The sequence below is a fragment of the Actinokineospora guangxiensis genome, assembly GCF_042657845.1.
Taxonomy (GTDB): domain Bacteria; phylum Actinomycetota; class Actinomycetes; order Mycobacteriales; family Pseudonocardiaceae; genus Actinokineospora; species Actinokineospora guangxiensis.
The window spans coordinates 63,481-85,371 of sequence record NZ_JBHSKF010000006.1; the positions used below are offsets into that span (position 1 = coordinate 63,481).

Here is a 21,891-nt window from a genome sequence, read left to right on the forward strand (position 1 = left end):
CACACCCCGAGCACGGACCTGGCCCCGTTCAGCCGCCACCCCATAACCTGGCGGCGGGGGGCCGGACGCCCACGCTCACCGCCGATCACCCCGCCTACATCATCTACACCTCCGGCTCCACCGGAACGCCGAAGGGCGTCGTGGTGCCGCACAAGAACGTGAGCAGGCTGCTCTCGGCGACCGACCACTGGTTCGGCTTCGGCCCCGACGACGTGTGGACCCTGTTCCACTCCTACGCCTTCGACTTCTCCGTGTGGGAGCTGTGGGGAGCCCTGCTGCGCGGCGGTTCGCTGGTCGTGGTCGACCACCAGACCAGCCGCTCGCCCGAGGCCTTCCTTGAGCTGCTCGCGCGCGAGCGGGTCACGGTCCTCAACCAGACCCCGTCGGCCTTCCGCCAGCTCGACGCGGCCGACGCCGCCGCAGGCGGCACCGACCTGGCCCTGCGCGAGGTCGTCTTCGGCGGCGAGGCGCTGGACCCGCGCACCCTCGCGGGCTGGTACGACCGCCACGAGACCGCGCCCCGCCTGGTGAACATGTACGGCATCACCGAAACCACCGTGCACGTCACCTACCACCCCCTGACTCGCGAGGACACCAAGCAGGGCCTCTCCGGCGTCGGTGTGCCCATCCCGGATCTGCGCGCCTACGTGCTCGACACCGGCCTCTCGCCCGCAGCGCCCGGCGTCGTCGGCGAGCTGTACGTCGCCGGCGAAGGCCTGGCTGATGGCTACCTCGGCCGCGCCGCGCTCACCGCCACCCGGTTCGTCGCCGACCCGTTCGGCGGCGCGGGGGACCGGCTCTACCGCACCGGCGACCTCGCCGTCCGCCACACCGACGGGACGCTGGAGTACCGGGGACGATCCGACGCGCAGGTCAAGGTGCGCGGGTTCCGCATCGAGCCCGGCGAGATCGAGGCCGCCCTGGCCGCCCAGCCGGGCGTCGGTGAGGCCGTCGTCGTCGCGCGGCAGGACCAGCCGGGAGTCGTCCGGCTCGTCGGCTATGTGACCGGTGACGTGACCGGCGCGGAGGTCCGCGCGCGGGCCGCCGCCGCCCTGCCCGAGCACATGGTGCCCTCCGCCGTCGTCGTGCTGGAGCGCATCCCGCTGACCGCCAACGGCAAGACCGACCGGGCCGCCCTGCCCGCACCGGACTTCGCGGGCCTGACGACCGAGCGCGCCCCCGAGACCGAGACCGAGGCCGCGCTGGCCCGGCTCACCGCCGAGGTGCTCGGCCTGCCGTCGGTCGGTGTGGACGACGACTTCTTCGCCCTCGGCGGCGACAGCATCATCGCCATCCAGCTCGTCTCCCGCGCCCGCGCCGAAGGCCTGGCGATCAGCCCGCGCGTGGTGTTCGAGCGCCGCACGGTCACCCGCATCGCCGAGGCCGCCGCCGAGCCGCCCGCGCCCGCTGCCGCCCCGGCCGACGACGGCGGCCCGATTCCGCTCACTCCGATCATGCGCGACCTGCTGGAGCGCGGCGGCCCGATCGGCCGCGTCGCCCAGGCACGTCTGCTCATCGCACCAGCGGACCTCACCGAGGACCGGCTCACCGCCGCCGTCCAGTGTCTTGTGGATACTCACGAGATGCTGCGCGCCCGGCTCGCGGGCGACGTCCTTGAGGTGCGCACCGACCTGCGCGTCTCCGTCCGGCGCGCCGAAGGGGCGCTGGCCGAGGAAGCCGCCCGTGCCTACCGCGAACTGGACCCGGCGGCGGGCGAGCTGGTCAGGGTCGTGTGGTTCCCCGACCTGGAGCGCGTGCTCGTCATCGTCCACCACCTCGCCGTGGACGGCGTCTCCTGGCGCGTCCTGGTGGAGGACCTGGCCGCGGCCGACGCCGCCCTCGCGGCGGGCCGGGCCGTGGCGCTGCCGCCGGTGCCGACGTCCTTCCGCACCTGGGCGCGCGGCCTGGCGGCGCTGGACCGCGCGGCCGAGCGCGCGCACTGGGAGTCCGCCGTGGATGCCGAGGCGCGCACGCCCGTTCCCGGCCGCGACACCGTCGCCACCGTCCGCACGCTGAGGGTCACTGTCCCCGAGCCCGTCGCCGCGCGACTGCTCGGCCCCGTCGCCGCCGCCTACCGGGCAGGCGCCGAGGACGTGCTGATGACCGCCATGGCCCTCGCCGCCGCGCACACCACCGGGCGGACCGCGCCGGTCATCGCCCGCGAAGGCCACGGCCGCGTCGAGGACGCGGTCGCCGGGGTGGACCTCTCCCGCACCGTCGGCTGGTTCACCACCGTGCACCCGGTTCGCCTGGACCTCGCCGGCATCGACACCACCGACGCGCGTGCGGGCGGGTCCGCAGCGGGGGACGCGCTCAAGCGGGTCAAGCAGCACCTGCGCGAGGTCCCCGGGGACGGACTCGGCCACGGCCTGCTGCGCGCGGGCGGCACCCCCGAGATCCTGGTCAACTACCTCGGCCGCTTCGCGGGCGGCCCCGACGGGCGGCCGTGGACCGGCGCACCCGAGGCCGCCGCGCTCGGCGGTGACGCCGACGCCGAGCTGACCGTCGGACACGCCATCGAGGTCAACGCGGTCGCGGGCGACGACGGCCTCGGCGCCGTGTTCGCCTGGCCCGCCGCCCTCATCGGCGAGGACGAGGTCACCGCGCTCGCCGACGCCTGGGTCGCGGCGCTGCACGCGCTCGACCGGCACGCGGCCACCGGCGCGACCGGCCGCACCCCGTCGGACTTCCCGCTGGCCGCCCTCACCCAGGCCGACACCGACGCCCTCGTCGCCGCCCATCCGGGCCTGGTGGACGTGTGGACGCCGACGCCGCTGCAAATGGGCCTGGCGTTCCTGTCCGCCTACGACGAGACCGTGACCGACGTCTACACCGTCCAGTTCTCGTGTGAACTGCACGGCGACGTCGACACCGCGCGCCTGCGCGCCGCCGCCCAGCTTCTGCTGGACCGGCACGACGCGCTGCGCGTGGCTGTCGGCCAGCGCGCCGACGGCGACCCGGTCCTCGTCGTGCCGGAGCCGGTCCCCGTTCCGTGGCACGAGGTCGACCTGACCGGCGCACCCGACGGCGAGTGGGACCGGCTTGTCGACGCCGACCGCCGCACCCGCTACGACATCGCCAGGCCGCCGCTGCTGCGCTTCACCGCGGCGCGCACGGCGCCCGACCGGGTTCGTCTGCTCATCGGCTACCACCACCTGCTGCTCGACGGCTGGTCGACGCCGATGCTCGTGCGCGAGCTGTTCGAGGCGTACGCGGGCTCGGCTCCGCGCTCGCGCCCGTACCGGGACTTCCTCGCCTGGCTGTCCACACAGGACTTCGATGCCGGTAAGGCGGCGTGGACCGCCGCGCTGGACGGCGTGACCGAGCCGACCGCCGTCGCACCCGGGGCCACCGGCTCCGGCCTGCCCCGCCGCGTCGACGTCACGCTGCCCGACGGCCTCGCCGAGGCCGCCCGCGCGCGTGCGGTCACCATCAACACCCTCGTGCAGACCGCCTGGGGCCTCACCCTGGCCCGCGGACTCGGCCGCGCCGACGTCGTCTTCGGCGCCACCGTCTCCGGCCGTCCGCCCGAGCTGAACGGCGTCGACACCACGCTGGGCCTGTTCATCAACACCGTGCCCGTGCGGGTGCGGCTGAACCCGGCCGAGACCGTCGCCGAGCTGCTGACGCGCGTGCAGGGCGAGCAGGCCAAGGTGCTCGACCACCAGCACATCGGCCTGGCCGACATCCAGCGCGCCATCGGCGTCGGCGAGCTGTTCGACACCCTCACCGTGGTCGAGAGCTACCCGATCGACACCGCCGCGCTCGACCGCGCCGAGACGGCCGCGGGCTTCGCCGTGTCCGGCGTGACCGGCGCGGATGCCACCCACTACCCGCTGACCCTCACCATGACCGCGGGCGAGCGGGTCGACGCCTGGCTGGACGTCCGAGACGACGTCCTCGGCGACGGGGAGCCCGCCCGCTGGGCGAACCGCTTCACCGCCGCCCTGCGCGCCCTCGTCGCCGATCCCGGCGTGCGCGTCGCCGAACTCGACCTGGTGGACGAGGCGGAGCGCCGCTTCGTGCTCGACGCGGGCACCGGGCCCGATGTCGGCACGCCGCCGTCGGTGCTCGACGTGTTCGCCGCGACCGTGGCCGCCCGGCCCGACGCGGGCGCTGTCGTGGGCCAGGAGGAGTCGCTGACCTTCGCCGAGCTGGACCGGCGCTCCTCCGCCCTCGCCGGGCTGCTGGCCGGGCGCGGGGTGGGGGAGGGTTCGGTGGTCGCGCTCGCGCTGCCGCCGTCGGCCGGGCTGATCGCCGCCATCCTCGCCACCTGGAAGGCGGGCGCGGCGTTCTGCGTCCTCGACCCGGAGTACCCGGCGGCCCGGCTCGCCGCGATGGCCGAGGACGCGCGGCCCGCGCTGACGGTCACGATCGCCGCGCTGGAGCACGCCGTTGCGAGTTGTCCACAGGCTCAGAACTTCTCGGTGCGGCCGGAGAACCCGGCCTCGCACAGTGGAGACATGACCACCGCAGCCGCTCTGCTCGTCCTGGACCGGGAAGACCTCTCGTCCGCCCCGCCGCCGCCCCCACGTCCGGCCGACGGCGCGTCCCACATCGTGTTCACCTCCGGCTCGACAGGCAGGCCGAAGGGCGTCGTCGCCGAGCACGCGGGCCTCGCCGCGCTGCTGGCCGCGCACCGCGCGTCGGTCATGCCGTCAGCGGCGGAGCCCGGCCGGGTGGCGAACGTGACGTCGTTCTCCTTCGACGCCGCGCTCGACCCGCTGCTGTGGATGCTCGCCGGGCACGAGCTGCACCTGCTCACCGACACCGCGACAGTGGTCGACTACGTGCGCGAGCACCGCATCGGCTACCTGGACGCCGCGCCTTCCCTGCTGACCCGGCTGGTGGAGAGCGGACTGCTCGATGGCCCGCGCCGGCCGTCGGTGGTCGGCACCGGCGGTGAGGCGGTCGGCGCGGCCCTGTGGTCGGCGCTGGCCGAGTCCGAGGTGACGGCGTTCAACTTCTACGGCCCCACTGAGACCACAGTGGACTCCATCGTCGCGCGGATCGAACCGGGGCCGGTCGTGATCGGCCGACCGGTGGGCGGAGCCGTCGTCCGGGTGCTCGGCCCGGCGCTGGAGCTGGTCGGCCCCGGTGTGGTCGGTGAGCTGTACCTGGGCGGCGCGGGCGTCGCGCGCGGCTACCTGGGCAACCCGGCGCTCACCGCGGCCCGCTTCGTGCCCGACCCGCACGGCGAGGGCAGGCTCTACCGCACCGGGGACCTGGCCCGGTGGCTGCCCGACGGCCGCGTCGAGTACATCGGCCGCGCCGACGAGCAGGTCAAGGTGCGCGGCTTCCGCGTCGAGCCGGGGGAGATCGAGGCCGCGCTGGCCGAGGTCAGCACGCAGGCGCTGGTCATGCTGCGCGACAACCGGCTCGTCGCCTACGTCACCGGTCCCCAGGCCGACGAGGCCGGACTGCGCGCGCACATCGCCGCCGTCCTGCCGGACTACATGGTCCCGGCGGCGGTCGTGGCGCTTGACGCCTTCCCGGAGCTGCCCAACGGCAAGGTCGACCGCGCGGCCCTGCCCGCGCCCGACTTCGCGGCCCTGATCGGCGGGCGGGAAGCCGCCACCCCGGTCGAGAGCACCATCGCCGAGCTGATGGCGGCCGTGCTGGGGCTGCCGTCGGTCGGTGCGGACGACGACTTCTTCGCCCTCGGCGGCGACAGCATCGTGTCCATCCAGCTGGTGGGCCGCGCGCGCGCGGCGGGGCTGCGGTTCAGCCCGCGCGAGGTGTTCGAGCAGCGCACCGTGGCCGCGCTGGCCCTGGTCGCCCAGACGGACAAGCCGGTCGAGCCCACCGGCCAGGACGACGGCGCGGGCATCGTCCCGCTCACGCCGATCATGCGCGACCTGGTCGACCGCGGCGGCCCCATCACCCGCTACGCGCAGACCCAGTCGCTCATCGCGCCCGCCGGGCTGGCGGACGAGCACCTGATCACCGCCGTGCAGGCGCTGGTGGACACGCACGCCGTCCTGCGCGCGAGGCTCACCGACGCCGGGCTGGAGATCGGTCCGCCCGGCTCGGTCGACGCCGCCGGACTGGTGCGCCGGGTCGAGTCGGTCGACGCCCTGCTGGACGAGCTGGACCCGCGCGCGGGCGCGGTGCTGCGCGTCGGCCGCATCGGTGACCGGGTCGTGCTCGCCGCCCACCACCTGGTGGTCGACGGCGTCTCCTGGCGCATCCTCGTACCCGACCTGGTCGCCGCGCACGACGCCGCCGCCGCGGGGCGCGCGCCCGAGCTGGCCCCGGTCGGCACGTCGTTCCGGCGCTGGGCGCAGGGACTGGCCGCCGCCGCGACCGACGAGTCCGAACGGGACCACTGGGCTGCGGCCGTCGCCGAGGCCGAGACCCCGCTCGGCGCCCGCCCGCTCACCGCGGACGACACCGTGTCGACGCTGGAGCGCCTCACCACGACCATCCCCGCCGACGTCGCCGAACCGCTCCTGGGACCCGTGCCCGAGCTGTTCCACGCCGACGTGGAGGACGTGCTGCTCACCGGCTTCGTCCTCGGTCTGGCCCGCTGGACCCGCAGGCGGGGAGCCCCGCGCACCGCCGTCGTGGTCGACCTGGAGGCGCACGGCCGCGACGAGGACGCCGTCCCCGGAGCGGACCTGCACCGCACCGTCGGCTGGTTCACCGCGCTGTTCCCCGTCCGCCTCGATGTCGGCGGCGTGGACGTCGCCGACGCCCTCGACGGCGGCCCCGCGGCGGGCGACGCCCTCAAGGCCGTCAAGGAGCAGCGCCGCGCCGTCCCGGGCAGCGGTCTCGGCTTCGGCCTGCTGCGCCACCTCAACGAGGGCACCGCGGCCAGCCTGTCCGGAGACCGCCAGGTCCTCGTCAACTACCTGGGCCGCTTCGACACCGCCCGCGACGCCACCTCCGGCTGGCACCCCGACCCCGACCACCCCGGCATCGGCGGCGGCGACCACCCCGACCGCCCCGCCGAACACGCCCTGCAGCTGGACATCCACTCCACCAACGGCGAGTTCACCGCGGCCTGGACCTATCCGGCGGGCCTCTTCGCCGAGCACGAGGTCCGCGACCTGGCCACCGCCTTCGGCAGCGCCCTGCGCGCCATCGCCGAACACGGCGCGGAGAACGGCGCGGGCGGCCTCACCCCCTCCGACCTCCTGGTGCCCGGCCTCGCCCAATCCCAGATCAACGCCTTCGAGGCCCAGTGGAGGACCCAGTGACCCCGCCCGCCCCGCGGCCCCGCCGCGAGCGGGCCCCGCTGCCCGCCACCCGCCGCCACCGCCGCGCGGGCGCCGCCGGGCACGACATCACCGAGATCCGCGCTCGCGGGCTGGCCCCGGCAGTCCCCGGCTCGGCCGAGATCGACGCCGTCGAGGCGCAGTGGAGGACCCAGTGACCACGCCCGGTCTGCAGGACATCTGGCCGCTGGCGCCGATGCAGGAGGGGATGCTCTTCCTGGCGGGCTTCGACGAGTCCGAAGTAGACATCTATACCGTCCAGACTGTGCTGGACGTCGAGGGCCCGCTCGACACCGAGCTGTTGCGCGAGTCCGCCGGGGCGCTGCTGCGCAGGCACCCCAACCTCCGCGCCGCGTTCACCACCGAAGGCGTGGACCGCGCCGTGCAGCTCATTCCGACCAGGGTCAAGCTGCCCTGGACGGAGATCGACATGACGGCGGCCGGGCCGGGGGAGTGGCAGCGGATCGTCGCCGAGGACAGGGCGACGCGGTTCGACCTCGCCAAGCCGCCGCTGCTGCGGTTCCTGGTGGCCAGGACCGGGCACGACCGGCACCGGCTGCTGATCACCAACCACCACATCCTGGTCGACGGCTGGTCCACCCCGCTGCTGATGGGCGAGCTGTTCGCCATCTACGGCGCGCGCGGCGACGCCTCGGACCTGCGCCGGGTGCGCCCGTACAAGGACTACCTGATCTGGCTGGCCCGCCAGGACCAAGCCGCCGCCCAGGCCCGCTGGGCCGAGGCGCTGGCCGGGATCACCGAGCCGACCCTGCTCGGCCCGGCGGGCGCGGTCAACGCCGGGTCGCCCACCGAACGGGTGCCGGTCGACGTGCCCGGGGGGCTCGCCGCCCGGCTCGGCGAGCTGGCCCGCGACCTGCGAGTCACGCTCAACACGCTGCTCCAGGCCGCCTGGGGTCTCGTGCTCGCCCGAACCCTGGGCCGCGACGACGTGGTCTTCGGCGCGACGGTGTCCGGCCGCCCCGCCGACCTGCCGGGCGTCGAGTCGATGATCGGCCTGTTCATCAACACCGTGCCGGTGCGGGTCCGGATCGACCCGGCCGAGTCGGTCGCCGAGTTCCTGGCCAGGGTCCAGCGCGAGCAGGCCCGGCTCATGGACGACCAGTACGTGCCGCTGTCCAAGCTGCGCCAGGGCACCGGCCTGGCCGAGCTGTTCGACACCATCGCCGTCTTCGAGAGCTACCCCGTCGACGTCGAAGCGCTGGGCAAGGCCGAGGAGGGCGCTGGCCTGCGCGTGCTGGAGGCCACCGGCGTCGACGACACCAACTACCCGGTCACCCTGACCGCCGAGTCCGCCGACGGGCTCACCGTCTGGCTCGACCACCGCCCCGACGTCATCACCACCGCGGCGGCCACCGGGCTCGCCGAGCGGCTCCTGCGCGCCCTCACCGCGTTCGCCGAGGGCACCTCCCGCCCCGTCCGCGCGCTCGACCTGCTCTCCGACGCCGAACGCGCCACCGTGCTCGACGCGGGACGCGGACCCGCCCTGCCCGCCGGGACGTGCGTGCTCGACGCCTTCGCCGAGCAGGTCGCCGCGACCCCCGGCCTCACCGCCGTCGTCGGTCCCCACATAAGCGCCAGGGCTGACCACTCCTACACCTACGCCGAGCTGGACGCCCGAACTGACGCGCTCGCGGCCTGGCTGGCAGGCCGCGGCGTCGGCCCCGACCGCGCTGTCGCCGTCGCGCTGCCCCGCTCGGCAGAGCTGGTCGCCGTCATGCTGGGCGTGTGGAAGGCGGGCGGCATGGTCGTGCCCGTCGACGCGGACTATCCGGCCGAGCGCATCGCGCTGCTGCTCGCCGACGCCGACCCCGCCGTCGTCCTCACCACCGCCGCCTGGGCAGACAGGTTCGGCCCCGCCGCCGTCGCCCTCGACACGCTCGACCTGCCCGCCGCCCCCGCCGCCGAGCGGGCGCGCGGCGCGGCCTACGCCATCTACACCTCGGGGTCGACCGGCAAGCCCAAGGGCGTCATCGTCGACCACCCCGCGCTGGCGAACCTGCTCGCCGCGCACCGCGCCGCCGTCATGCCCGCCGAGCGCACCCGCGTCGGCCACGCGGCCTCCTTCGCCTTCGACGCCGCGCTCGACCCCGTGCTGTGGATGATCGCCGGGCACGAGCTGCGCATCGCCCCCGCCGAGACCATGGGCGACTCGGCCGCGCTGGTCGCCTTCGTCCGCGAGCACCGCATCGGCTACCTCGACGTCGCCCCGTCCCTCATGGCCAGGCTCGTCGCCGACGGGCTCCTCGACGGTGCGCACCGGCCGTCCGTGCTCGGCACCGGCGGCGAGGCCGTCGGGGCGGCCCTGTGGTCGGCGCTGGCCGAGGCCGACGTCACCGCCATCAACTTCTACGGCCCCACCGAGACCACGGTGGACGCCTCGTCCGCGCTGATCACCGGGCCCGACGTCGTCATCGGCTCGGCGACGGCGAACACCGCCGTCCACGTCCTGGACGCCGGCCTCGGCCTGGTGCCCCCCGGTGTCGTCGGCGAGCTGTACGTCGCCGGCCCCGGCCTGGCCCGCGGCTACCTCGGCAAGCCCGGTGCGACCGCCGAGCGGTTCGTCGCCGATCCAATCGGCGGCGGGCGCATGTACCGCACCGGCGACCTGGCCCGCTGGCGCGCCGACGGCAGGCTGGAGTTCGTCGGCCGCGCCGACGACCAGGTCAAGATCCGCGGCTTCCGCGTCGAGCCCGGCGAGATCGAGGCCGTGCTGGCCCGCCACGCCGCCGAAGCGCTCGTCGTCGTCCGCGAGGACACCCCGGGCGTGCCCCGGCTCGTCGGCTACGTCGCCGGAACCACGGAGGACGGGCCCGCCCTGCGCGCCCACGCCGCCGCGGCGCTGCCCGACCACCTGGTGCCCGCCGCCGTCGTCGTGCTCGACGCGTTCCCGACGCTGCCCACCGGCAAGGTCGACAGGGCCGCGCTGCCCGCCCCCGATTTCGCCGCGCTCGCGGGCGGTCGCGCCGCCGCCACCGCGACCGAAGCCACCCTCACCGCCCTGATGGCCGAGGTGCTCGGCCTGCCCGAGGTCGGCGCGGACGACGACTTCTTCGCCCTCGGCGGCGACAGCATCGTCTCCATCCAGCTCGTCGGCCGGGCCCGTGCCGCCGGCCTGCGCTTCAGCCCGCGCGAGGTGTTCGAGCGGCGCACGGTCGCCGGACTCGCCGCAGTCGCCGACGCCGGTGCCACCGTCGCGCCGCCCGGCGACGACGACGGCACCGGACTCGTCCCGCTCACCCCGATCATGCGCGACCTTGTCGACAGCGGAGCCGCGCTGCGCCGCTACGCGCAGGTTCAGGTCGTCACCGCACCAGCGGGCCTCACCCTCGCGCACCTGACCGACGCTGTGCAGGCCGTGTTGGACACCCACGACCTGCTGCGCTCCACCCTGACCGCCGACGGCCTGCTCGTCGCCCCGCGCGGCTCGGTCCGCGCCGCCGTACGTGAAGCATCCACTGTGGACGCGACTCTCGTCGATTCCGTGCTGGACGAACTGGACCCGGCGTCCGGGGCGATGCTGAGAGTCGTCCTGGCCGGGGAGAAGGTGGTCATCGCCGCGCACCACCTCGTGGTCGACGGCGTCTCCTGGCGCATCCTGCTGCCCGACCTGGAGGCCGCGCACGCCGCCGTCGCCGCGGGCCGCGCGCCCGACCTACCCCCGGTCGACACCTCGTTCCGCCGCTGGGCCACCGGTCTGGTCGAGAAGGCCGCCGACACCGCCGAACTCGCCCACTGGACCGACGCCGCGTCCGCCCCGGCCCTGGGCTCACGCCCGCTCGACCCGCGCACCGACACCGTCGGCACCGCCAGGTCCCTCCGCGTGACCTTGCCGGCCGAGACCGCCGAACCCCTGCTCGCGTCGGTGCCCGCCCGATTCCGCACCGACGTCGACACGGTGCTGCTGGCCGGGCTCGCCGCCGCGTTCGCCCGCACCGGCCGCCCCGCCGTGGTGGTCGACCGCGAAGGCCACGGCCGCGACGAGGACGCCGTCCCCGGCGCCGACCTGCACCGCACCGTCGGCTGGTTCACCAGCCTCTACCCGGTCCGCCTCGACGCGGCCGGCGTCGACCACGGCGACGCGGCCGCGGTCCTCAAGCGGATCAAGGAGCAGCTGCGCGCCGTCCCCGGCAGCGGCATCGGCTACGGCCTGCTGCGCCACCTCAACCCCGACACCGCGCCGACCCTGGCCGCCCTCGGCCGCGGCCAGGTGCTGCTCAACTACCTCGGCCGCTTCGGCGGCGCTGCCGCGGGGCCGTGGCAGCCGACCGAGGTCGGCGGCGGGGCCGATGCGACCATGCCGCTGGAACACCCGCTGCAAATCGATGCCACCTCGGTCGACGGCGCGCTGGCCGTCGACTTCACCTGGGCCGAGGGCGTGCTCGCCGCCGACGACGTCCGCACCCTCGCCGACCACTGGTTCCGCGCCCTCACCGCCCTGGTCGCCGCGCCCGGCGGGCGCACTCCGTCGGACGTGCCGCTGGCCGGGATCGACCAGCGCGCCATCGAGGCCTTCGAGGCCGCCGAGCCGCGCCTTGCCGACCTCTGGCCGCCGACCCCGCTACAGGCCGGCCTGCTGCACCTGTCCGCACTGGACGACAGCGGCCCAGACGGCCCCGACGGCCCCGAGGGATTCGATGTCTACACCGTCCAGACCGACCTGCACCTCGCGGGCCCGGTCGACGCCGAGCGCCTGCGCGCCGCCGCGGACGCCCTGCTGGCCCGCCACCCCAACCTGCGCGTCTGCTTCCGCACCACCGACTCCGGCGACCTGGTGCAGCTCGTGCTGGACGACGTCCCCGCCCCGTGGACCCAGAGCCGCGCCGAGGGCGGGGACGGGGACGGGGACGGGGACGGGGACGCGGCCTGGAATGCGATCGTGGCCGCCGACCGCGCCGAGCGGTTCGACACCGCCACGGCCCCGCTGATCCGGTTCCGCCTCGGCACGCTGCCGGACGGCACGCACCGCCTCCTGATCACCAACCACCACGCCCTGCTCGACGGCTGGTCCACCCCGCTGCTCGGTCAGGAGCTGTTCGCCCTCTACGCGGGCGCCGACCTGCCCAACCCGCCCGCCTTCCGCGACCACCTGGCCTGGCTCGCCGCCCAGGACAGGGCCGCCGCCACCGCCGCGTGGCGCACCGCCCTCCTCGGCGCGGAGCCCACGCTGATCGCCGGTCCCGGCACGACCGCCACCACGGCCGTCCGCCCGGAAGGGCTCGACATCGAGGTCCCCCCGGGCGTCACCGACACCGCCCGCGCGCTGGGCGTCACCGCCAACACGCTGGTGCAGCTGGCCTGGGGCCTGGTCCTGGCCCGCGCGCTGGGCCGCGACGACGTCGTCTTCGGCGCGACGGTCTCCGGCCGCCCCGCCGACCTGCCCGATGTCGAGTCGATGATCGGCCTGTTCATCAACACCGTCCCGGTGCGCGTGCGGCTCGACCCGGCGAGCACGCTCGCCGACGCGGCGCGCGGGCTCCAGGGCGAGCAGGCGGCCCTGCTGGAGCACCAGCACCTCGGCCTTGCCGACACCGCCGGGCAGGGCGACCTGTTCGACACGCTGACCGTCTTCGAGAGCTTCCCCGTCGACACCGACGCGCTCGGCAAGGCCGAGGCGGCGGCGGGCATCCAGGTCACCGCGGTGAGCGGCGCCGACGCCACCGACTACCCGGTCACCCTCACCGCCGAGGTCACCGACGAACTGGTCCTGTCCCTGGAGTACCGACCCGACGTCCTGGACGTGCGCGCCGCCGGGAACCTCGCCGCCGCGCTGACCCGCGCCCTCAGGGCGATCACCAGCGCCCCCGGGACCCGGCTGGCCCACCTCGACCTGCTCACCGACGAGCAGCGTGCCGCCGCCCTCGCCGCCGCGCGGGGCCCCGAGGTCGCGGTCCCCGAGCGCACCGTCCTCGACGCGTTCCGCACGTCATCCAACTCGGCATCCCGCTCAACCGACACCGCCGTTGTCGGCCCGGACGCCACGCTCACCTTCGCCGAGCTGGACGAGCGAGCCCACCGGGCGGCCGTGCTGCTGGCGCGGCGGGGGGTGCGGCCCGGCGGGGTCGTCGCGCTGGCCTTGCCCGCCTCGGCCGAGCTAGTCACCGCCATGCTCGGGACCTGGCTGGCCGGAGCCGCCTTCGTCGTGGTCGACCCGGCCTACCCCGATGTCCGCAAGCGGGCGATGCTCGCCGACGTCGCCGCCGCCGCGGTCATCACCCCCGGCGATCTCGCCGACCTGCCCGCGCGCGAGCCCGTCCCCGGACCGGGCGCGGTCGCCTACGTCCTGTTCACCTCCGGCTCCACCGGCAGGCCCAAGGGCGTCCTGGTCGGTCACGCCGGCCTGGCGAACCTGCTGGCCGCGCACCGCGCGTCCGTGATGACCGAGCGCACCGCCGTGATGACCACCGCGTCGTTCTCCTTCGACGCCGCCCTCGATCCGCTGCTGTGGATGCTGGCCGGACACGAACTGCACGTCGGTGTCGACCCGACGGCTGTGGTCGCCTACGTGCGCGAGCACCGCGTCGGGTACCTCGACGCCGCGCCCGCCCTGCTCTCCGCGCTCATCGAGGACGGGCTCCTCGACGGCGAGCACCGCCCCGCCGTCGTCGGCACGGGCGGTGAGGCGGTCGGCGCCGCGCTGTGGAACCGCCTCGCCGGGTCCGGTGTGGACGGCTATAACTTCTACGGCCCCACCGAGGCGACCGTCGACGCGGTGATCGCGCCCATCGAGCCGGGGCCGGTCGTCATCGGCCGCCCGCTGGCCAACGCCGCCGCGCACGTGCTCGACGGGGCACTCGGCCCGGTCGCCGACGGCGTCACCGGCGAGCTGTACCTCAGCGGCCCCGGCATCGCCTTCGGCTACCTGGATCAGCCCGCCGCCACCGCCGAGCGGTTCGTCGCCGACCCGCACGGCGCGCCCGGCGCGCGCCTCTACCGCACCGGCGACCTGGCCCGCAGGCTCCCCGACGGCCGGATCGAGTTCCTCGGCCGCGCCGACGACCAGCTCAAGGTCCGCGGCTTTCGCATCGAGCCCGGCGAGGTCGAGGCCGCGCTCGGCGCGCACCCCGACGTCACCCGCGTGCACGTCACCGGCCGGGACGGGCGGCTCGTCGCCTACATCGTCGGCGGCGACCCGGCCGCCGTGCGCGCCGAGGCCGCCACCCGGCTGCCCGAGCACCTGGTCCCGGACGCCGTCGTCGCGGTGGCCGAGTTCCCGCTGACCCCCACCGGCAAGGTCGACACCGCTGCCCTGCCCGCCCCCGAGTTCGCCGCCGCGGGCGGGCGCATCGCCCGCACCCCGGTGGAAGACCTGGTCACCACCCTCTTCGCCGAGGTGCTGGGTGTTCCCCAGGCCGGCCCGGACGACGACTTCTTCGCCCTCGGCGGGCACTCGCTGCTGGCCACCCGCCTGGTCGCCCGGCTGCGCGCCGCGCTCGGCGCGGAGCTGCCGCTGCGCGCGGTCTTCACCGCGCGCACCCCGGCGGCCATCGCCGCAGCCGTCACCTCCACCGGTCAGCGGCCCGCGCTCGTGCGCGTGCCGCGCCCGCCGCGCCCGCCGCTGTCGCACGCCCAGCGCAGGCTGTGGTTCCTGTACCGGATGGAGGGTCCGAGCCCCACCAACAACATCCCGTTCGTCGCCCGCCTGACCGGTGCGGTCGACGCGGCCGCGCTGCGCGCCGCCCTGGCCGACCTCGCCGCCAGGCACGAGAGCCTGCGCACGGTCTTCGCCGAACACGACGGCCTGCCGTTCCAGGACGTCCGCCCGCCGTGCCCGGTCGAGCTGACCGAGGTCGACACCGATCCGTCCGCTGTGGACAGCCTGGTCGCCGAGGCGAACGAGCACGCCTTCGACCTCGCCACCGAGATCCCGGTCCGCGCGTGGCTCTTCCGCGTGGACCGGGATCTCGGTGGGGAGTCGGTGATCATGCTGCTGGTGCACCACATCGCCGTCGACGAGTGGTCCACAGCGCCGCTGCTGGGCGACCTCGCCACCGCCTACGCCGCCCGCCGCGACGGCCGCGCGCCGGAATGGGCGCCGCTGCCTGTGCAGTACGTCGACTATGCGCTGTGGCAGAACGACCTGCTCGGCGACGAGTCCGACCCGCGGAGCCTGGCCGCCCAGCAGGTCGCGCACTGGCGGACCGCGCTCGCGGGCCTGCCCGACGAACTGCTCCTGCCCACCGACCGGTTCCGGCCTGCCACCGCGTCGCACCGCGGCGCGGAGACCCGCTTCACCATCGACGCCGAGACCGGCGCGACCTTGCGGGCCCTGGCGCGCGAGTCCGGCGTCACGGTGTTCATGCTGGTCCAAGCCGCCGTCGCGACCCTGCTGTCGCGCCTCGGCGCGGGGGAGGACATCCCGCTCGGCACCCCGATCGCGGGCCGCACGGACGCCGCGCTGGACGAGCTGGTCGGGTTCTTCGTCAACACCCTCGTGCTGCGCACCGACCTCACCGGCGACCCGACCTTCCGCGAGCTGCTCGCCCGTGTCCGGGCTACCGACCTGGCCGCCTACGCCAACCAGGACGTGCCGTTCGAGCGGCTGGTCGAGGTGCTGAACCCGGCGCGCTCGGCCGCCCGGCACCCGCTGTTCCAGGTGATGGTCACCCACACCACCGCCGACGGCCGCGACCTCGGCCTGCCCGGCACCGAGACAGTGGCGGCCGACGTCGCGCTGACGACCGCCAAGTTCGACGCGTCCTTCGGCTTCTCCGACATCCCCGGCGAGAGCGGTCTGCTCGGCTCCATCGAGTACGCCACCGACCTTTTCGACGCCGAGACCGCCGCGCGCCTCGCCGACCGGCTCGCGCGGCTCCTGGCCGCCGTCGCGGCCGAGCCGGACCGCAGGATCAGCCGCCACGACCTGCTCGAAGCGGCCGAGCGCGAGCGCGTCCTGCGCACCTGGAACGACACCGCCGAGGCCGAGGTGGAGCGCACGGTCCCCGACCTGCTCGTCGCCGCCCTCGCCGCCGCGCCCGACGAGACCGCCCTGGTGGCGGGCGATCTGCGGCTGACCCACCGCGAGCTGCACGCCCGCGTCAACCAGCTCGCCCGAACCCTGCTCGCCGGCGGGCTCGCCCCTGAACAGGTCGTCGCCATCGGGCTGCCGCGCGGCCCGGAGATGGTCGTGGCGCTGCTGGCCGTGCTCGCCGCGGGCGGCGCGTTCGTGCCGCTGGACCCCGCCTGGCCGGACGCGCGCCGCGAGACCGTGCTGCGCGAGGCGGGCGCCGTCCTCACCGCGACCGGACCCGGCGGCGTTCCCGCCGGGCGCGACACGGTGTCGGTCGACCTCGGCGACTGGGTGCACGGCCACCAGCCGGTCGAGCCCCCCGCCGTCGCCATCCACGGCAAGCAGCTCGCCTACGTCATGTTCACCTCAGGCTCCACCGGCAAGCCCAAGGGCGCGATGATCCGGCACGAGGCCATCTGCGCGCGCATGGTGTGGCAGTCGGGGATGCTCGGCTTCGGCGTCGGCGACGCCGCGCTGTTCAAGGCGCCGCTGTCTTTCGACATCTCGGTCAACGAGATCCTGCTGCCGCTGATCACCGGTGGCCGCCTGGTGATCACCGAGCCCGGCGGCGAACGCGACCCCGCCCGGCTGCTGGAGCTGATCCGCGACGAGCGGGTCACCTTCGTCTACCTGCCGTCGTCCCTCGTGGACGCGCTGCTGGAGCTGGCCGAGGGCACCGAGGCGCTCGTCGGGCTCAAGCACGTCTGGTGCGGCGGTGAGGTGCTCACCCCCGCGCTGTTCGACCGCTTCCGGGCCGCGCTCGACACCACGATGTACCACGGATACGGGCCCGCCGAGGCCACGATCGGCGTCTCGCACGTGATCTACCGCGACCGGGCCGAGCGCATCGCGACCTCGATCGGCAAGCCGAACCCGAACACCCGGCTGTACGTGCTGGACGACACGCTGAACCCGGTGCCGCCGGGCGTGACCGGCGAGCTGTACGCGGGCGGGTACCTGCTGGGCCGCGGCTACGTCAACGCTCCCGGCCTGACCGCGTCGCGCTTCATCGCCGACCCGTTCGGCCCGCCCGGCTCGCGGCTCTACCGCACCGGCGACCTGGCCCGGTGGGCCTCCGACGGCTCACTGGACTTCGTCGGCCGCGCCGACAACCAGGTCAAGATCCGCGGTATGCGCCTGGAGCTGGAAGAGGTCGAGGCCGCGCTGCTGGCCCACCCCGGCGTGCGCTCGGCGGTGGCGACGGTCCGCAAGACGCCTGCCGGCGCGGACTACCTCGCCGCCCACATCGTCGCGGCCGACGGCCCGGTCGAGCCCGCCGAGGTGATCGCGTGGGCCAAGGCGGCACTGCCCGAGTACATGGTGCCCACCGCGGTCGCCGTCCTCGACGCGCTGCCCATGACCCCGAACGGCAAGGTCGACCGCCGCGCCCTGCCCGACCCGCTGCCGCACACCGCGGGCCGCGCCCCCGCGACGCCCGCCGAGGAGGTCGTCGCCGGGGTGTTCGCCGACCTGCTCGGACTCACCGAGGTCGGCGCCGAGGACGACTTCTTCGCCCTCGGCGGCCACTCGCTGCTCGCCACCCGGCTCGTCAGCCGGATCAGGGCCGCGCTGCACGCCGAGATCGGCGTGCGCGACGTGTTCGAGGCGCCGACGGTGGCCGGCGTCGCCGCCCGGCTCACCACCGGCGACTCGCGGCCCGCGCTGGTCCCCTTCGCCCGGCCCGAGCGGCTGCCGCTGTCCTCGGCGCAGCGCAGGCTCTGGTTCCTCTACCGCATGGAGGGACCGAGCCCGACGTACACGATCCCGTACGTCAGCCGCGTGACCGACGACATCGATCCGGTGGCGCTGCGCGCCGCGCTCGGCGACGTCGTCGGCAGGCACGAGAGCCTGCGCACCGTCTTCCCCGAGGTCGACGGCATGCCGGTGCAGCACGTCGTCGCCGATCCGGACGTCCGGCTGGAGGAGATCGACGTCCTGCCCGAGGCGATGGCCGGTGTCGTCGGCGCGGCCACCCGCTACGGCTTCGACCTCGTGGACGAGATCCCGATCCGCGGCTGGCTGCTGCGCCCGGTCGCCGCCAACGGCGTCGGCAAGGGCGACCCGGTGTTCGTGATCGCCCTGCACCACATCGCGGGAGACGAGTGGTCCACCGCGTCGCTCATGCGCGACCTGGCCACCGCCTACGAGGCCCGCCGGGCCGGTCAGGCGCCCGAGTGGGAGCCGCTGCCGGTCCAGTACGCCGACTTCACCCTGTGGCAGCGCGAGCTGCTCGGCGACGAGTCCGACCCGGCGAGCCTGGCCGCGCGCCAGCTCGACCACTGGCGGACCCGCCTCGCCGGGCTGCCCGAGGAGCTGCGGCTGCCCGCCGACCGCCCGCGCCCGGCGACCCCGTCCTACCGGGGCGGCGAGGTCGGGTTCACCCTGGACGCGGGGGTGGCCGCCGCGCTGCGTGAGGCGGCCAGGGCCGAGGGCGCGACGCTGTTCATGGCCGTGCACGCCGCCGTCGCCGCGCTGTTGACCCGGCTCGGCGCGGGCGAGGACATCCCGCTCGGCACGCCCATCGCCGGTCGCGCCGACGCCGCCCTCGACGACCTGGTCGGGTTGTTCCTCAACACCCTGGTCCTGCGCACCGACACCGCCGGCGACCCGACCTTCGCCGAGCTGCTGCGCCGCGTCCGGGCGACCGACCTGGCCGCCTACGCCAACCAGGACCTGCCGTTCGAGCGGCTGGTCGAGGTGCTGAACCCGACGCGGGCCCTGGCCCGGCACCCGCTGTTCCAGACCCTGGTCGTGGTCCACGACGCCGACGACCGCGAGGTCGGCCTGCCCGGCCTCACCGACGCCGACGACGCCGCGCCGGTCACCACCGCCCGGTTCGACCTCACCTTCACCATCACCGAACTGCCCGGCGGCGCGGGACTGGCGGGCACGGTCGAGTACTCCGACGACCTGTTCGACCGCGACACCGCCGCCCGCCTGGCCGACCGGTTCGCGCGCCTGCTCACCGCCGTCGCCGCCGCGCCGGACACCGGCATCAGCGCCGTCGACCTGCTCTCCGCCGACGAGCGGGCCGCTGTCCTGACCGGCTGGAACGCCCCGGTCGTGGCCCGACCGGCGCTGACGGTCCCGGAGATGATCACCGCTCAGGCGCTGGCCACCCCGGACGAGGTCGCGGTCGTCGGCTCCGATGCTGAGCTGACCTACTGGCAGCTGGCCGAGCGCTCCGCCGCCTTCGCGGGCGAACTCGCCCGCCGGGGCGCCGGACCGGGCCGCACCGTCGCGCTCGCGCTGCCGCGCGGCGCGGAGATGGTGGTGGCGATGCTGGCGGTGGGCCGAACGGGCGCGGCCTACCTGCCGCTGGACCCCGAGTTCCCACCTGACCGGCTCGCCTTCATGGTCGCCGACGCGCGGCCCGTCCTGCTGGTCACCACCGAGGAGCTGCGGGAGCGGCTGCCCGCGGGGCCCGCGGTCGTCCTCGCGGGCGCGGGACAGGACTGGGAGGGCGGCTTCGCCGACGTGGTGGTCGACCAGGACAGCCCGGCGTACGTGATCTATACCTCCGGCTCGACCGGGCGGCCCAAGGGGGTCGTCGTCCCGCACGCCGCGCTGGCGAACTTCGCCGAGGCCATGATCGGACTGACCGGCATCGGCGCGGGGGATCGGCTGCTGGCGGTCACCACCCTGTCGTTCGACATCGCGGTGCTCGAACTGCTCGTCCCGCTCACCGCGGGCGCGGCGGTGCGGGTCGCCGACCGGGCGCAGGTGCTCGACCCCAAGGCGCTCGCCGGGCTGATCGAGGCGGGCTGGGGCGACGTCGTGCAGGCCACCCCGACGCTGTGGCAGGCCGTCGTGGACACCGGGGTGCCGCTGGCCGCGACCACGGCGCTGGTCGGCGGCGAGGCGCTGCCCACCGCCCTCGCCTCGGCGCTCTCCGGCCGGGCCCGCCGCGTGGTCAACATGTACGGGCCCACCGAGACCACCGTCTGGTCCACCGCCGCCGAGGTCACCGACGGCAGGCCCGCCATCGGCGCGCCCATCCGCAACACCCGCGCCTACGTGCTCGACGCCCGGCTCACCCCGGTGCCGCCCGGCGTCGCGGGCGAGCTGTACCTGGCCGGTGGCGGCCTCGCCCACGGCTACCACGGCCGCCCGGCCCTCACCGCGACCCGCTTCGTGGCCGACCCCTTCGGCGGCGACGGCAGGCTCTACCGCACCGGCGATCTCGCGCGCTGGGGACGCGACGGGCAGCTGGAGTACCTCGGCCGGGTCGACGACCAGGTGAAGGTGCGCGGCTTCCGCATCGAGCTGGGCGAGGTCGAGTCCGCGATGTCCGCTGTGGACGGTGTCGGCCGGGCGGTCGTCGCGGTGCGCGGCGACACCCTCGTCGGCTACGTGGTTCCGCAAGCGGGCGGGGACGCCCCGGACCCGGCGGCGGTGCGCGCCGCCGCGGCCTCGCGGCTGCCGGAGTACATGGTGCCCGCGGCCGTCGTCGTGCTGGAGTCACTGCCCACCACGGCGAACGGCAAGGTCGACCGGCGCGCCCTGCCCGACCCGGACTTCGGCGCGCTGGCGGGCGGACGCGAACCGGCGACCGCGGCCGAGCGCGCCGCCTGCGCGGTGATGGCCGGGGTGCTCGGCCTGCCGTCGATCGGCGCGGACGACGACTTCTTCACCCTCGGCGGCCACTCGCTGCTGCTGGTGCGCCTGGGCGCGGCGGTGCAGTCGCGGTTCGGGGTGGCGGTGCCGATCACCGCGCTGTTCGGCGCGGCGACCCCGGCGGCGCTGGCCCGCCTGCTCGACGGCGCGCGCCCCGAGAGCGACGTGCTCGCGCCGGTGGTCGCGCTGCGTCCGGAGGGAACGGCGGCGCCGGTGTTCTTCGTGCACCCGGCCAGCGGCCTGTCGTGGCAGTTCGCGCCGCTGAAGGCCCACCTGCCCGCCGACGTCCCGCTGTACGGCCTGCAGTCTCCGCTGCTGTCCGGCGGCACCGCACCCGACACGCTGGCCGCGCTCGCCTCGACGTACGCCGACGAGGTCGTGCGCGTCCACCCGGACGGGCCGTACCGCCTGGTCGGCTGGTCCTTCGGCGGCAACGTGGCGTTCCTGATGGCCCACGAGCTGCGTGAACGCGGTCACGCGGTCGAACTGCTGGCCCTGCTCGACGCCCGCCAGTTCGACCCGGAGAAGGACGAAGTCCCCGCCGACCGCCCCGCGGCCATCACCGCCCTGCTGGCCGACCTCGGCTACCCGGTCCCCGGCACCGCCCTGACCCTGGACGACGCCGTCCGCATCGTCGGCGACCGGGGCGACCTCATGGCGGAGTTCGACGCCGAGACCGTCGGCGCGGTCGTGGAAAGCTACCTGCACAGCCAGCGCCTGCTGTCCGAGGCTCGGTACCCGACCTACCACGGCGACGTCGTCGTCATCGACGCGATGATCGCCGAGGAGGGCTTCGAGGACGGCCACGCCCCGGCTTCCGCCGAATGGCGTCCCCACGTCGACGGCGAGGTGCACGCCCACGCCTTCGAGTGCAGACACTCCCAGGTCCTGTCCGGCCCGATGCAAGCGGCCCTGGGCGCGATCTTGAGCGAGGCGCTGGCGACGGGTGGTGACCGTCAGGGCTGACCGGGGGACTCGGCGCGGATGCGGATCGATCGCCGCGGGCCTCGGAACGATGAAGGGCCG

Annotated in this window: 3 protein-coding genes (1 of these 3 only partly in view); all 3 read left to right on the forward strand. The window is 75.4% G+C overall.

Going from position 1 to position 21,891, the window contains the following annotated elements:
* Tightly spaced (each overlapping or abutting the next), the 3 genes in view from ACFPM7_RS14560 to ACFPM7_RS14570 form a layout consistent with a single transcriptional unit that may run on beyond the window.
* Positions 1–7,202: the 3' portion of an amino acid adenylation domain-containing protein gene (locus tag ACFPM7_RS14560; protein WP_378248094.1), read on the forward strand. Its footprint begins 1,720 nt before the window's first position; only the last 7,202 of its 8,922 coding nucleotides appear in the window; its start codon lies off the left edge, out of view; its stop codon occupies positions 7,200–7,202.
* Positions 7,199–7,378: a hypothetical protein gene (locus ACFPM7_RS14565; RefSeq protein WP_378248096.1), complete on the forward strand. Its 180-nt coding sequence runs from the start codon at positions 7,199–7,201 to the stop codon at positions 7,376–7,378. The genes ACFPM7_RS14560 and ACFPM7_RS14565 overlap by 4 nt, the downstream gene beginning before the upstream one ends.
* The gene (locus tag ACFPM7_RS14570) at positions 7,375–21,831 is read left to right on the forward strand and encodes a non-ribosomal peptide synthetase (RefSeq protein WP_378248098.1); all 14,457 of its coding nucleotides are present in this window, start codon (positions 7,375–7,377) and stop codon (positions 21,829–21,831) included. Before ACFPM7_RS14565 ends, ACFPM7_RS14570 begins: the two co-directional genes overlap by 4 nt.
* Positions 21,832–21,891: the final 60 nt, after the last annotated feature.